The 14,764-nt window shown below is 42.4% G+C and carries 10 protein-coding genes; 3 read left to right on the plus strand and 7 right to left on the minus strand.

Going from position 1 to position 14,764, the window contains the following annotated elements; translation table 11 throughout:
* Positions 1 to 142: 142 nt before the first annotated feature.
* The 3 genes from GO816_RS06010 to gldD all read left to right on the plus strand — a co-directional run bounded on the left by GO816_RS06010 (position 143) and on the right by gldD (position 2,357).
* Complete coding sequence (locus GO816_RS06010; RefSeq protein WP_157540448.1) at positions 143 to 904, plus strand: phosphosulfolactate synthase; 762 nt, start codon at positions 143 to 145, stop codon at positions 902 to 904.
* A 62-nt stretch (positions 905 to 966) separates the two neighbouring features.
* A complete protein-coding gene (locus tag GO816_RS06015) occupies positions 967 to 1,776 on the plus strand; it encodes a shikimate dehydrogenase family protein (RefSeq protein ID WP_157540449.1) in 810 nt (269 codons plus the stop codon).
* Complete coding sequence (gene gldD, locus GO816_RS06020; RefSeq protein WP_157540450.1) at positions 1,740 to 2,357, plus strand: gliding motility lipoprotein GldD; 618 nt, start codon at positions 1,740 to 1,742, stop codon at positions 2,355 to 2,357. Before GO816_RS06015 ends, gldD begins: the two co-directional genes overlap by 37 nt.
* 48 nt (positions 2,358 to 2,405) lie before the next feature.
* On the opposite strand, the gene pafA is transcribed toward gldD, so the two are convergent.
* The 7 genes from pafA to polA all read right to left on the minus strand — a co-directional run bounded on the left by pafA (position 2,406) and on the right by polA (position 14,751).
* Complete coding sequence (pafA, locus tag GO816_RS06025) at positions 2,406 to 4,061, minus strand: alkaline phosphatase PafA (RefSeq protein WP_157540451.1); 1,656 nt, start codon at positions 4,059 to 4,061, stop codon at positions 2,406 to 2,408.
* 112 nt (positions 4,062 to 4,173) lie between these two features.
* Positions 4,174 to 5,358, minus strand: coding sequence for a PepSY-associated TM helix domain-containing protein (locus tag GO816_RS06030; RefSeq protein WP_157540452.1), 1,185 nt, complete (start codon positions 5,356 to 5,358; stop codon positions 4,174 to 4,176).
* A gap of 14 nt (positions 5,359 to 5,372) precedes the next feature.
* A complete protein-coding gene (locus GO816_RS06035; RefSeq protein WP_157540453.1) occupies positions 5,373 to 7,847 on the minus strand; it encodes a TonB-dependent receptor in 2,475 nt (824 codons plus the stop codon).
* A gap of 108 nt (positions 7,848 to 7,955) precedes the next feature.
* Positions 7,956 to 8,891: a hydrogen peroxide-inducible genes activator gene (locus tag GO816_RS06040; protein WP_157540454.1), complete on the minus strand. Its 936-nt coding sequence runs from the start codon at positions 8,889 to 8,891 to the stop codon at positions 7,956 to 7,958.
* A 125-nt stretch (positions 8,892 to 9,016) separates the two neighbouring features.
* Entirely contained in the window at positions 9,017 to 10,279 is a 1,263-nt protein-coding gene (locus tag GO816_RS06045; protein ID WP_157540455.1) for a glucose-1-phosphate adenylyltransferase, read from the minus strand.
* A complete protein-coding gene (locus tag GO816_RS06050) occupies positions 10,276 to 11,703 on the minus strand; it encodes a glycogen synthase (RefSeq protein WP_157540456.1) in 1,428 nt (475 codons plus the stop codon). The genes GO816_RS06045 and GO816_RS06050 overlap by 4 nt, the downstream gene beginning before the upstream one ends.
* 237 nt (positions 11,704 to 11,940) lie before the next feature.
* Positions 11,941 to 14,751, minus strand: coding sequence for a DNA polymerase I (gene polA, locus GO816_RS06055; protein ID WP_157540457.1), 2,811 nt, complete (start codon positions 14,749 to 14,751; stop codon positions 11,941 to 11,943).
* Positions 14,752 to 14,764 lie beyond the last annotated feature (13 nt).

Raw genomic sequence — 14,764 nt, forward strand, 5'->3', positions numbered from 1 at the left:
AGCCGGAGGTATTATACTCCGGCTTCTGCTGTTTAATCGGGGTTTCAATTTTTAAGATTGATATGATGATTGGCTAATAGATTTTTTTCATCTTTGCGGCGTTAATACTTTTTGTTATAGTCTATAACCAATTGTAAAATTTATGAATTACGCTTTAAACAATATTCCGCAAAGAACTGACAAACCCCGCAGTAGTGGCATGACCATGGTTATGGACAAAGGCTTAAGCCTTCGGCAGGTTGAAGATTTTCTGGAAGTTGCAGGATCTTATACAGATATCGTAAAGCTGGGATGGGCTACTTCATATGTAACCCCTAATCTGAAAGAAAAACTTTCATTATATAAGCAAGCCGGCATACCTGTTTACTTTGGCGGTACACTTTTCGAAGCGTTTATTATACGTAACCAATATGACGATTACTGCCGCATGCTCGACACCTTTGGGTTAGAGTATGCCGAAGTATCTGATGGATCTATAACTATTGATCATGCTTTGAAATGCGAGTACATAAGCAAACTCAGCAAGCAGGTTACGGTAATATCAGAGGTTGGCTCAAAAGACGTTCAAAAGATTTTTGCGCCGTACAAGTGGATACAGTTGATGAAAGCTGAGCTTGAAGCAGGATCATGGAAGGTCATAGCCGAGGCTCGCGAAAGCGGTAACGTGGGTATTTATCGTGATTCGGGCGAGGTGCGCCAGGGGTTGGTTGATGAAATACTTACGCAAATACCGGCCGAAACAATTATATGGGAAGCGCCGCAAAAAGCACAGCAAACCTGGTTTATTAAGCTTATAGGTACCAATGTAAACTTGGGCAATATTGCCCCTGCTGATATGGTTCCGCTCGAAACTTTACGTTTAGGTTTACGGAGTGATACTTTTGATCATTTTTTAAATCAATAAATGGCTGTTGCCTGTTTGTAAATAATTAGGCAAATTAGCCAAACAATTGATCATCAAAAGCCATGAAACAGTACGGGTTAATAGGTTATCCGCTTACGCACTCATTTTCAAAAAAGTACTTTACAGCAAAGTTTGAGCGTGAAGGGATCAAAGACCATGAGTATGACCTGTACGAAATTCAAAATCTGAGTGATTTTCCTGAGCTTTTACGTGCTAACCCAAAGTTATGCGGACTTAACGTTACTGTTCCGCACAAAATTGGTGTGATGTTTTACCTTGATTGGGTGCATCCTGATGCCAAGGAGGTAGACGCTGTAAACTGTATCCGTATTACGGCCGAAAGTCCGGTGGCGGCAGCCTTTTCGGGCGAGGTTGGTATCAAAGATCATGAATTCAGGCTGGAAGGTTTCAATACCGATGTTTACGGTTTTGAAATGTCGCTTAAGCCATTGCTAAGTGCTCAGCATACACAAGCCTTAGTATTGGGCACCGGTGGTGCATCCCGCGCTGTTAAGTATGTGCTTAACAAGCTTAATATATACGCCAAATTTGTTTCACGCGAGGCAAGTGCGGATCGCATTAGCTATGCCGACGTAACTCCCGAGCTGCTTAGCAAGTATAAGCTTATAATCAACACTACGCCGCTTGGCATGTCGCCCAATGTTGATAAATGCCCTGATATACCCTACGAGGCCTTAACCTCCGAACATTTGCTGTATGACCTGATTTATAATCCTGAAGAAACACTGTTTTTGCAAAAGGGACGAGAACAGGGAGCCGCAACAAAAAACGGTTACGAGATGTTATTGCTTCAGGCCGAAAAATCATGGGAAATATGGAATTCAAGAGAAATAAAGCGCGAAGAGGAATAATTGCTTTGTTGCTGCTGGTTGCCGCTGCTTCAGGCTGCAGTAATGAGCCTGATTACTCACCTAAGCCCAGGGCGTATTCCCGTATTTATTTCCCTCAGCGTAAGTATACTGAGTTTAATGAGGGATGTAATTATACCTTCACTTATCCTACTTATGCAGTTATTGAGCCAGACCGTTCGCCGGGCGCCAAAGCCTGTTGGATAAATCTGCAAATGCCGCAATTCAACGGCACATTACATTTAAGCTATCAGCCGGTAACTTCAAGAAAAGTATTCAACGAGTTGATTGAGGATGCGCATACCTTCGCTTTTAAACATACCGTTAAAGCAACATCTATTGATGAAGGCGTGATACAATATCCCGACAAAAAAGTATATGGCATTTACTACTCAATTGATGGTAACGCTGCATCATCGGCCCAGTTTTTTTTAACCGATAGTACACAGCATTACCTAAGGGGAGCTTTATACTTCAACACACAGCCGCGACTGGATTCAATACAACCTGTGCTCGACTTCGTAAAGAAAGATATGGCCGTACTTATTAAAAGCTTTAAATGGAAGAGCCCTCAGGCTAATTAGCTTAAGGGCTTTTCATTTAAAGTAGTATATCAGCTGTTAAGCTTTAATCTATTTCTTAAGTGCTTCCGGTATCACTTTACCCACACAGCCGCTTGGCATTTGAATGTGTAATAAAGCTGCAAGCGTTGCCGATATGTCGGTCATGTGCGTGTCGCGGTTTAAGCTGCCCTGTTTAATTCCCCAGCCCATAAACAACAACGGAATGTGTGTATCGTAAGGAGAGCTTACACCGTGAGAGGTTCCGGTTTTGCCATGACCGGCAAAATAGCCGGGCTTCAATATTACCTGGATTGCCCCACTGCGCTCGGCATTATAGCCATTAATAATGCGTTCGCGTAAATCAGCCGGTATGCTTGCTGATTGAACTTTTTGCATATCAACCACATACAATACTCCGGGCTGTTTACGTAAATAAGCAATGCTTAAATCTTTTATTTTCTCAACATCGGCTTTAGCGTTGTTAATAGCGGCATAATTTAAGTTAACCTCATAATTGTCAATAGATAAAATGGCGCGTTTAACATTCAGTTCTTTTTCAAACATATTGTTTAACTGTGTTGCAGCTGCAAAGCCATCCCAAGTGCCGCCCGGTATATTATTGTCTTTTAAGAATTGGGCGTTATGAGCGGCGCCGTGGTCGGCAGTTAAAAATGCGGTGTAATTGCCTTTACCTACTCTGGCATCCAGGTAAGCAAAAAAGGCTGCCAAATCACGGTCTAAACGCAGGTAGGTGTCCTCAGCTTCAATAGAGTTTGGTCCAAACTGGTGCCCAATGTAGTCTGTTGATGATAGGCTTACCGCAAGAAAATCTGTTTGCTCGCCCTTGCCTAACTGCTCTGCATCAAGTGCGGTTTTAGCAAAATCTAACGTAAAGGTATTGCCAAGCGGATTGCTGCGTATTGCGGCAAAATCGGCACCCTTTATAGCCGGAAAGTTGTGCGGGAAAACAGGCGCTGCCTCACCACGATAAGCTCCTTCGTAAGGACTTTTATCGGTAGTACTCTGTTTATAGGTATTTATAGGGTAAAGTGTTTCCCACGTTTTAGCAAGGTAAGCAGTTGGTAGCTTTTTATCGTTAAACTGCTTAACCCAGGCAGGTAAATCATTAGTGTAATAGGTGCTGGTAATCCAATTGCCTGTTGCGTCATCAAACCAATAGGCGCCGTTAGGCGTGTGCCCGGCGGGCAATATGCTGCCCCTGTCTTTTAAAGCAATACCTATAACTTTTGAGCGGAAATTAGTAGCTAGTTTAAGCTCATCAGTAATTGTGCTGGCTTGTAAATTACGTGGCGACATTTTACCTGCAACGGATGTTGAACCTACACCACGTACTGTAGTATCTTCGGCACAATACATAGGTTTGCCTGTAGCTTGTATAATAAAATTATTTGCTGCAATGCCATGTATGGCCGGAACCGATCCGGTGTAAACGCAGCTATGGCCCGGTCCGGTTTCGGTTGGTAAATAATCTATGTGTGTATTTTCACAGGTAAAGCCTTCACTCAGCATTCGTTTAAAACCTCCTGCTACGTAACGGTCGTTAAAGCGGTATAAGTAGTCCCAACGCATTTGGTCAACCACAATGCCAACTACCAGCTTTGGGCGGCTAAGCGTACCCGGTGTTGCAGTGTTTTTATTTTTTTGGGCCGATGTAACCATAGGCAACGATGCCAATGCGGCCAAAAACAAATGTTTTATCTTCATTTTGGGCAAAAATTAAACACCAAATATCAGCAATGATACCCAAACAGCGTGTGATTTTTTTGTTATGAAATAGGGTTGAAACAATTAAGGCCCAATAATGGGCCCTAATTGTTTAATTTTTTTCGGCACTTGTTGCTACTAAATGCCGGTGTGATTTTTTGTGCGTTATTGCCCTTATTTTTTTGGCTTTTGGTTTTTTATTGCGTTTCCCAAGCCAAATTATAAACCCGGTAACCGGCAGGCTGGCACAGATTAAGCTGGCCAGGAAAGCAATTATTTTGCCCGGCAAGCCAGCAATTTGGCCAACATGAATATCATAGTTCATATCGTTTAGTTTTCTACCCGGGCTTTTCTTGGTATTGGGTAAATAGCTGAGTAACTTTCCGGTGTGCTTGTCAAACTGATAGGAATCGCTGTAACTGAAATACAAAGGCTTTGGATATGACATTGCGTTCAGCACGTCGCTTTTCTTCTCACCGCCGTAAAATACAATCATTGGAGCATCGGGCGATTTTGTTCGGATGGTTTGATACGCTACATCCATTGCTGGTACTGTAATAGCTGATGGAATGTTTACCGTGTCAGACTGCATTATTTTCTCTTCATCATCATGATTAATGTTGCGGCCTATATTTCCCGCATTGTAAATGGCCCGCTCCATCCATTGAAAGCTCATAGAAAGCCCGGTTATGGCTAATATAATAGCAACTGAAGTAGCGTAAAATCCAAGCACGTTGTGCAGGTCATAATTTATCCGGCGCCAGCGGCCATTCCATTTAACAGTGAAACTGCGTTTGCGGTCACTTTTGCGTTTGGGCCACCAAAGTACGATGCCGGTAATCATAAGCGCAACAAAAATGAGCACAGCCACGCCTACAACAACTTTACCGGTTTCGGGAGGTAAAAGCAGGTACAAGTGAATAAATTCAACAATTACAAAGAAGTTTTTCTCCATAATATCGTCGCCCTGAATTTTGCCCGTGTACTGATTAATGTAAACGTTGTGGTAGCCGGCTTTATCAGTAACGCGTACCTGGGCAGCCCTGTCTGGCGCAATGTAAGCCATACCCGCATAGGCCGACTTAGGGAACTGCTTTAAAACGATACCCTGCAACTCAGACGGCTTCAAAGCAGGCTTTTGCATTACTTGTACCTTACGGTAATCATGCATCATGTCCTGCAGTTCATCCTGAAAGCAAAAGAGGCAGCCGGTAATGCTCACTATAAAAACCACAAGCCCGGATGTAAATCCGAGCCAGCGGTGAATAAATAGTACAGCTTTTTTAAAAGCAGTCATATTATGGAGTTAAGTTAAAACTTGTACGATGCACTCAATACCAGTTGACGTAAATCTTGCGGATTAATAGTAGTGTAACCTGTATAATAACGTTTGTTACCTACGTTATTTGCAGTTAAACCCAAACGGTATTTAGCACGGTCATAAAATATATTTGCATTTAATACAGTGTATGACGGTAGTGAGAAAGTGCCTGAAAATTCGCTGTTGATAACCTTGTTTTCGCTTGCGTAATTGCCACCGAAGCCTATACCTAGCCCCTTCACAGCCGTTTGAGGCAAGCGGTAGCTTACATAAAAGTTACCCAGGTAAGGTGAGCCGGCAGTGTTTGGGCGAAAACCTACATCGGCTGCTGCTTTGGTTATTTTTGAATTGTTGTAAGCAAAGCCTGCTACTACGCTTAAGCCGGTAACCGGGCTAGCTACAAACTCGGCCTCAAAGCCTTCAGATTTTTGTGTGCCATCCTGTACCGAAGGGTTCGGTACTGTTGAGGTTGGTGGTAAACTGCGTAGCATATTGGTTAATTTTATATTATAATAACTTACGCTACCATTTAATTTACCATTAAACAAAGCCACTTTTACACCGCCCTCAATTTGATTGGCATTTTGTGGTTTTGGGTTAACAAGTGTGCCGGTAACATCCTGAAAAGGCTGAGGGTTGATAAAGCCGTTTTGGTAGTTTGCAAATAATGAGAGCTGCTCTTTAATAGCTTGGTATACCAAACCAAACTTAGGCGAAAATACGGTTTGCTTGAATGGTGCAGCTGTTTGCGTATTTGCAAGGCTGTAGCTTCCACCGTTTTCGAAACGGTCAATACGTACACCTGCCGATGCCAGTAACTGTTCGGTAATGTTAAATACGTCTGAAACGTAGGCACTGTAAGTGCTTGTTTTGTATATATACGGGAATGTGTTGGCATCAGTAAAAACAGACGGTATTTGCTTAAGTTGCGCTTCCCTGTTAAAGCTGCCATAATTAAATGTTGAGCTGTTTATTGGCGCATAGCCATAATCTGACCCGTAATATCTTTGATTGGAGTTTACATGCTGGTAATCAAGGCCAACTACAAAGCGGTTGCGGAACTGCCCGATGTTAAAATCACCATTGAAGTTTTGTTGTACCTGTATAGCAGTAAAGTTGCTGTTTGAAGTCGATTGATCTCTTACCGAAATAAAGTTGTTATTGCCGGGTGGGTTAGGCAGCGTAGTGCCATCTATGGCAGCTTCATCAGTAACCAGGTAAAAGTAAGGGCTTGCCCCGTTAGAAAAACTATTGGCTGAAGTAAGTATAGTTTGCGAAGTAATTTTATCGCTTATTTTATAGTTGGCCTGTACAAAGTTGTTAATGCTGCGTGAACGCTGACTAATATCATCGTTTACATAAGCCTGGTTGTAATCGATGTTAAGGTCGCTCACTTTGCTTACACCTAACTGGTTAGGCGTGTTCAGGAAAAAGAAGAATGGACGCATTGAAGAGCTGCGGCCAAAGAATATTTCTGACTCAACCAAAAACGAGAGTTTGTCATTTGCTTTGATTGACAAGCTTGGAGCTAAGGTAAAGGTGTTGTTTTTACCATAGTTTTGAAAGCTGTTGCGCTTGTTAAACGCCGCATTAAGGCGAAACAGTACATCTTTGCTTTCGGTAACCGGTGTGTTAATATCTATTGATGTACGAACAAGGCCCAGTTTATTAAAGTCGAAGCCGCCGACACTTTGAGTTATTTCGCCGCCAAAGGTTTCAAATGGCTTTTTGGTAACACGGTTAACCAAACCGCCAAAAGACGGTAGCGTACTGCCGTATAACGTACCCGACGGGCCTTTAATTACCTCAACTTTTTCAGTATTAGCGGCATCAACCGTATTGGTTACCAAGCCTGCAACGCCATTGCGTAAGCTGCTTTGTACAACAAAGCCTCTTAAAGTAAAGTAAGAGCCGCCATCGCCGCCGCGGCCGGTTGCATCCCAAAGTTTTTGTATGCCTGACGCATTTCTCAAAGCGTCATCAATCGAGAATACTTGCTGCTCTTTAATGAGCTCGGTAGTTATGGTTGAGTAAGTTTGTGAATTTTCAAGTGCAGTTAACGGAATTTTAGCAGCATCAATGCTTGATTTGCGTGTAAAACGAGCTTTATTGCCTGTTACGTTAACCTCTGACAACTGCGACATGCTGGTGTTTATATTTAACGTGCCTACAGTGACGGTTTGATTAGCTACAACCGTAACGGTTGTTTCGGTAGGCTGTACGCCAACCGATGATATTACAAGTGTATAATCACCTGCTGGCGCTCTGAGTATATAATCACCATTTTCATTAGTCATGGTGCCGTGCTTGGTGCCTTTTAAGCCTACAGTAACGTAATCAGCAGGTTTGTTGTCAGATGTAAGCACTTTGCCTTTTACAGTTCCCCTGTTTTGTTGGGCGAATGCGCCGGTAGCGCTTAAAGTTATGATGCAGATTGATAGGATGAAGTGGTAAAGTTTGTTCATTTATTTGGACTTAGTATAAATAACGGTCCAAAAGTATGATTATCTTACTTAAATCAAAAGTTATTTTTAATTATTCTAAATAAGGGTATTGCAAAGTTGAAACTCTATTTAAAAGTCCATAACCTCTTTCTTCTTTTTGGTCTTGAGCTTTTTGGGAATGAAATGCAATATTTCGTTTTTTAAAGCTTCAATAAGTCGCCGCTTAATAAAGTTGCGTTGTATAACTATGCTAACCTCTCTTGCCGGTTCAGGCGATTTGAAGTAGCGTATCCTGTCCAGCTGCTTATCGCTCAAATCATCAAGCGCAAGCTCGGGCAAAATAGTGGCGCCATTGTTTTGATCAACCATGCGTTTGAGCGTATCAACGCTGCCTGTGTTGTACTCAAAGTGCTGGAACCCTTTGGTTGATTTTCGGCGCTGGCATATGTTAAGCACCTGTTCGCGCATGCAATGACCTTCATCAAGCACCCAAAGTTCTTCAACGTCTATATCATCGGGTGTAATGGTTTTCTTTTTGTAAAGCTTACTTGATTTTGATGCATAGGCTACAAAGTTCTCATAAAAAACAGGTATCTCACTCAGCCCGGGCTCATGCAGCGGGGTTGATAAAATGCCGCAGTCAATGGTGCCAAGTTTTAACTGCTGTATTATATTTTCTGTGTTCTGTTCCCATACAACTAGTTTAACCTGCGGATGCTGGTCAACAAAGCGTGCAATTATCCTTGGAAGCAGGTAGGGCGCAATAGTTGGTATAATTCCCACCTTTAGCTCGCCTGAAAGATTTTTTTGACGGTCAGATATAATCTCTTTTATCTTATAGCTTTCTGCCAGCATAAGCCTGGCCTGTGCAATAATTTCGGTGCCTACTTCAGTTGGGGCAATTGGCTGCCTAGTGCGGTCAAATATTTTAACGCCTAAAATATCTTCCAGCTTTTGTACCTGCATACTTAGTGTAGGTTGCGTTACAAAGCATTTTTCGGCCGCAAGCACAAAGCTTTTGTAAGTGTCAACAGCTACAATATATTCAAGTTGGGTAATGGTCATACAACGAAAAACTTCATCTATAATGAAAAGCTATAGACAAATATATGTTATATCAATAAAAGCTATTGCTATCAAGCCAATAAAAAAGCCCGGATATCCGGGCTTTTTTGATATATCATCTGAATTTATATAATGGTTCCGTGCGGAATTACTGCGCGTTTTTTTACAACCACAATGCCGCCCTGTACGGTGTAAGCACCATAGTCGCCGTCTTCAAGTTTTTCTCCGCAGTTGATACAAACATCGTTTCCGATGAACGCATTTTTATCGATGATTGCATTCTTTATTTTGCAACGATCGCCAATACCCATTATTGGTGTGTTATCAGCTTTTGATTGCTCAATTTGTTCCAGAGTTTGATAATTATCACCACCCATTATATAACAGTTCTCTATTTCAGTATTAGCACCTATGCGGGTACGTATACCAATTATCGAACGTTTTATGAGTTTTGCATTGATAATGCAGCCATCTGATATAATAGAGCACTCTAACAAGGTGCCTGATACTTTTGATGGTGGCAACATGCGTGCCCTGGTGAATATATGCTTTTTATCAAATAGGTTAAATGCAGGTATATCATCAGTAAGGCCAAGGTTCGACTCAAAGAATGATGGTATAGTACCAATATCTTCCCAATAACCTTCGTATTGGTAGCTTACCACGCGGTTAGTTTGTATTGACTGCGGGATAATTTCTTTACCAAAGTCAGGATGTTCATTGCCCTGCAGTAAATCATACAAAGTTTGACGGTTGAAGATGTATATACCCATCGAAGCCAGGTAAAAGCGGCCTTTTGCAGCCATCTCTTCACTAACCTCAGAAGCCCAGCTTTCAAAACCGCTTTTAGGTTTCTCAATAAAGTCGGTAATCAGGCTTTCTTCATTGGTTTTTAATATACCAAAGCTAGGTACATCATTAGCATGTACCGGAATGGTAGCTATGGAAATTTCGGCTTTACTTTTAATGTGCTCTTCAACCATGTGCTTAAAATCAAGCTGGTAAAGCTGGTCGCCTGATAGTATAAGCACATACTCAAATTCATGCACTGATAGGTGGTGTAAGCTCTGGCGCACCGCATCGGCAGTACCCTGAAACCACCCTACGTTTGATGGTGTTTGCTCGGCAGCCAGTATATCAACAAACGAATCGCTGAAGCTGCTGAAGTGATAAGTGTTTTTTATGTGCTTGTTTAATGAGGCCGAATTAAATTGCGTAAGTACAAAAATACGCTCGAAGCCTGAATGCAAGCAGTTTGAAATAGGAATATCAACTAAACGATATTTACCCGCAACAGGCACTGCGGGCTTTGAACGGGTTGCTGTAAGCGGGTATAACCGTGTTCCCTGGCCACCGCCAAGTACAATGCTTATTACTTTAGAATTCATATAATTGATGTTAAGCTTTCATATAACATTATGTACTCTTTGGCCGACTTGGTCCACGAGAAATCGAGCGCCATCATACGTTTACGTAACAAATCAAGCTGCTCGGTGTTCTTATAAAGTGTAACTGCCCGGTCAATAGAATAGCAAATATCGTTTACACTGCTGTTGTTAAAGCAGATACCATAACCATTGGGGTCGCCAAAGTCAGTAACGGTATCAATTAAGCCTCCGGTACGGCGTACTATGGGTAGCGTTCCGTAACGTAATGAGTATAATTGATTTAACCCGCACGGTTCCACGCGCGATGGCATTAGTAAAAAGTCCGAACCGGCATAAATTTGATGCGCGAGTTCTTCGTTGTAACCTATATAGGTTTTATAGTTGTCAGGATAAATTTCATTGAGCTTTGTAAGCGCAGTCTCGGTTTCTTTATCACCTGCACCAAGCATAATGATATTTACCTTGCCGGCATGCTTTTGCAAACTGCGCGAAAATGCTTCGGGTAGTAGATCGGCGCCCTTTTCACCAACCAGCCTCCCAATAAAAGCAATCAATGGTTGATCGGCCGAGAGGCCAAAGCGTTCGCAAAGAGCTTTCTTATTGGCTAGTTTGCCACTTTCGGGTTTCTTGGCATAAATTTTAGCCTTAATCATCGGGTCTGTGAATGGATTCCAAACCTCCGTATCAATGCCATTTATAATACCTTTACCTTTTGCATGTTCAAGCCAAAATAGATACTCCAGGCCGTTTGAGCTGTGGGTAAGCTCTTCTAAATAACTTGGCGAAACTGCAGTATACTTGTCAACGCATTTGATAGCACAGGCCAATGGGTTTATAGCTCCTTGCCAATCTAACAAACCGGCAAAGTTCATGTCAACTTCAGGCAGGTAATCAAACTTATCATAGTTAAAGGCTCCATGATACTGTCCGTTATGGATGGTAAACACCGTCTTTGTTTTAGCGTATTTTTTGCTGTACAAGGCCGAGTGCTTCATCAGGAATGGAATTAAACCAACATGATGATCATGACAATGAATAACATCAGGCCGTTGTTGCGACCAGTTTATCCAATCTAAAAAAGCAAGTTGAAAGATAATGAACTGCTCACGTTCATCAGGGTACATGTATACTTCCTGGCGGTCTAACAGGCCGGGTACATATATGAGGTACAGTTCAAAGCCAAGCGTATCAGCGCGTTCTTTCCATATCTCAAACTCATAACGTTTTTTACCCAGCAGTGTCGACGCTTCAAAAACTACATCAAATTCGTTTTCCTGTACAAATTTGCGGTTATAAAAAGGTAATACAACAGCGGCCTGCAAACCAGCCTCGGTTTGATATTTGGGCAAGGCGCCAACCACATCGGCAAGGCCGCCAACTTTGGCCACCGGGTAACATTCGGCGGCAAGGTGATAAACTTTCATTTTACAGGTAATGTTGGCTCCAATGTAAGCAAAAGTTTACTTACAAAATTACAACCTGTAAGTATAAAATGTGTTTGCAGTTGCTGTTAATTAATATGAAAAAAGTGCAATAAATAGTGAAAGTTATACATAGATGAGACTTAACACCTATCATTAACAATGAATGCATACCACTTAAATGGAATACCCTTTTATAAGTAGTATGCTTTGAACAATAACCCGGAGGTAATTGAATTATTAATGTGCTTCGAGCCAGTTTGTACCTACGCCCATTTCTACCATGATTGGCACCTCAGTTTTAATGGCGGTTTTCATATGGTGAGCAATAATAGGTTTTACAATTTCTATTTCATGTTTAGGAACATCAAACACTAGCTCGTCATGCACCTGCATGGTCATGCGTGTTGCCAGGTTTTGCGTTTTAAATTCCTGATGAATATTAATCATGGCAATCTTGATCATATCTGCCGCCGACCCTTGTATTGGTGCGTTGATGGCGTTTCGCTCGGCAAAGCCGCGTACAGTAGCATTTGCAGAATTAATATCACGCAGATATCTCCTGCGACCCATAAGCGTTTTTACGTAGCCGTTTTCACGGGCAAAATTCATGGTATCGCTCATATAGTTTTTAATGCCGGCAAACTGAACAAAGTACTGTTCAATGATATCGCCTGCTTCTTTACGCGGTATGCCTAAGCTTTGCGATAACCCAAAGGCCGATTGCCCGTAAATAATGCCAAAGTTTACTGCTTTGGCATTGCGGCGCTGCTCGCTGGTTACTTGCTCTAAGGCTACACCATATACGTTTGCCGCGGTTGCAGTATGAATGTCAAGATTTTTTGCAAAAGCATCAAGCATGTTAGGGTCTTTGCTTATTTCGGCAATAATGCGTAGTTCAATCTGCGAGTAATCGGCAGAAAGTAGCAAATGGTTTTCATCGCGAGGAATGAATGCCTTACGTACCTCTCGGCCGCGCTCGGTACGTATAGGAATATTTTGCAGGTTGGGATTTTGCGAGCTTAAACGCCCGGTTGCTGCCACAGCCTGGTTGTATGAAGTGTGTATACGCCCTGTTTTTGAGTTGATCATTAACGGCAGCGCATCCACATAAGTTGATTTCAATTTAAGCAACTGGCGAAAATCCAATATATCGCGCACAATATCACTTTTTGTAGCCAGGGCAAGCAACACGTCCTCGCCGGTTTGATATTGGCCGGTTTTGGTTTTTTTGGCTTTAGGATCAAGCATCAGTTTTTCAAACAATACCTCACCCAACTGTTTAGGTGATGATATGTTGAACCTCACCCCCGCCTTTTCGTAAACAGTTTGCTCAAGGCGGCTTAAGTCTGTGGTAAGCTCTTTTGAAAATTCGCTAAGCGTTTGCTCATCAACCTTTACGCCTTCAAACTCAACATCGCTTAATACATATATTAACGGATGCTCAATTTTATTAAGCAAATCTTCTGCTTCTACCTGCTTTAGTTTTGGCTCAAAAACCTGTTTTAACTGCAGGGTAACGTCGGCATCTTCTCCGGCATATTCCTTTACCTTTTCCACAGGTACATCACGCATGGTGAGTTGGTTTTTGCCTTTAGCGCCAATCAATTCTGTGATGGATACAGTTTTGTAGCCCAGGTAATTTTCGGCCAGTATATCCATGTTATGGCGTGTATCAGGGTCTAATACGTAATGTGCCAAAAGGGTATCAAACAACTGGCCTTTTACTTCAATGCCGTACCATTTGAGTACCAGTATATCATACTTAACGTTTTGCCCTACCTTATTAATAGCCTCGTTTTCGAGCACAGGTTTAAATTCGTGTGCAATAAGCCGGGCTTCCTCAAAATTTGCCGGAAGCGGAATGTACCAGGCCTCGCCTGGTTTAATGGCAAACGATAATCCAACCAGTTCGCAGTTGTTGGCATCAAGTCCGGTAGTTTCGGTATCAAAAGTAATTTCAGCCTCTTTAAGCAGGTTGGCAATCAATTCTGCACGCTCTTCTACAGTAGTTACCAAATGGTAAGTATGCTCAACGTTGTTAATGTTTTTGGCAGCAATTTGTACCTCGGGTTCCGATATGTCTTTTAACTCAACGGTGAGCGTACGGCCTGCGCCCGGGGCAGGATCGCCAAATAAGTCTTGCTGGCCGCCAACTGCCTTAATTTCGGTAATACTAAAGTCGTCGCCAAATACACGGCGACCAAGGGTTCTGAATTCCAGCTCGGCAAACAAGGGCTCTAAAAGCTCCCTGCTTGGGTTACAAATTTCCAAACCTTGCTCATCCAAATCAACCGGTACATTTAATAATATGGTAGCCAGTTTTTTTGAAAGCAAACCTTGCTCGGCAAAGTTTTCAACGTTTTCGCGCATTTTGCCTTTAAGCTCATGGCTGTGCGCAATAATGTTTTCCATTGAGCCGTACTGCTTAATAAGCAGCTTTGCCGTTTTTTCGCCAATACCGGGTATGCCGGGTATATTGTCAACCGCATCGCCCCATAAGCCCAGTATGTCAATCACCTGGCAAACGTCATCAACTTCCCATTTTTTCTTTACTTCTTCCACCCCTAATATTTCCATATCATTACCCATGCGGGCAGGTTTGTAAATAAAAATGTTGGGCGATACTAATTGCGCAAAGTCTTTATCAGGCGTCATGCAGTACACCTGGTAGCCTTTTTGTTCGGCTTTTTTTGCAAGTGTGCCTATAATATCATCGGCTTCATAGCCGTCTGATGTGATAACCGGTATGTTGAAACCTAAAATAAGCTTTATCACATAGGGCATAGCTGCCGAAAGATCTTCGGGCATGGCCTCACGGTGACCCTTGTAATCTGCAAAGTCGTTATGGCGTTCTGTTGGCGCGTCGGTATCAAATACTACGGCCATGTGGGTAGGTTTTTCCTTTCTCAACACATCAAGCAGCGTATTGGTAAAACCCATTACTGCCGATGTATTTAAGCCGCCTGATGTAAAACGCGGGTTCTTACTCAACGCAAAATGCGCCCGGTACATCAGGGCCATACCATCTAAAAGGAATAACTTCTTCATGATCAGAATTTAC

The organism is Mucilaginibacter aquatilis, from assembly GCF_009755275.1.
Lineage (GTDB): Bacteria > Bacteroidota > Bacteroidia > Sphingobacteriales > Sphingobacteriaceae > Mucilaginibacter > Mucilaginibacter aquatilis.

Excerpts from the sequence above, each read along its gene's own strand:
- GO816_RS06010 (WP_157540448.1), top strand. The coding sequence starts at position 143 with ATGAATTACGCTTTAAACAATATTCCGCAAAGAACTGACAAACCCCGC.
- GO816_RS06015 (WP_157540449.1), top strand. The coding sequence starts at position 967 with ATGAAACAGTACGGGTTAATAGGTTATCCGCTTACGCACTCATTTTCA.
- gldD (WP_157540450.1), top strand. The coding sequence starts at position 1,740 with ATGGAATTCAAGAGAAATAAAGCGCGAAGAGGAATAATTGCTTTGTTG.
- pafA (WP_157540451.1), bottom strand. The coding sequence starts at position 4,061 with ATGAAGATAAAACATTTGTTTTTGGCCGCATTGGCATCGTTGCCTATG.
- GO816_RS06030 (WP_157540452.1), bottom strand. The coding sequence starts at position 5,358 with ATGACTGCTTTTAAAAAAGCTGTACTATTTATTCACCGCTGGCTCGGA.
- GO816_RS06035 (WP_157540453.1), bottom strand. The coding sequence starts at position 7,847 with ATGAACAAACTTTACCACTTCATCCTATCAATCTGCATCATAACTTTA.
- GO816_RS06040 (WP_157540454.1), bottom strand. The coding sequence starts at position 8,891 with ATGACCATTACCCAACTTGAATATATTGTAGCTGTTGACACTTACAAA.
- GO816_RS06045 (WP_157540455.1), bottom strand. The coding sequence starts at position 10,279 with ATGAATTCTAAAGTAATAAGCATTGTACTTGGCGGTGGCCAGGGAACA.
- GO816_RS06050 (WP_157540456.1), bottom strand. The coding sequence starts at position 11,703 with ATGAAAGTTTATCACCTTGCCGCCGAATGTTACCCGGTGGCCAAAGTT.
- polA (WP_157540457.1), bottom strand. The coding sequence starts at position 14,751 with ATGAAGAAGTTATTCCTTTTAGATGGTATGGCCCTGATGTACCGGGCG.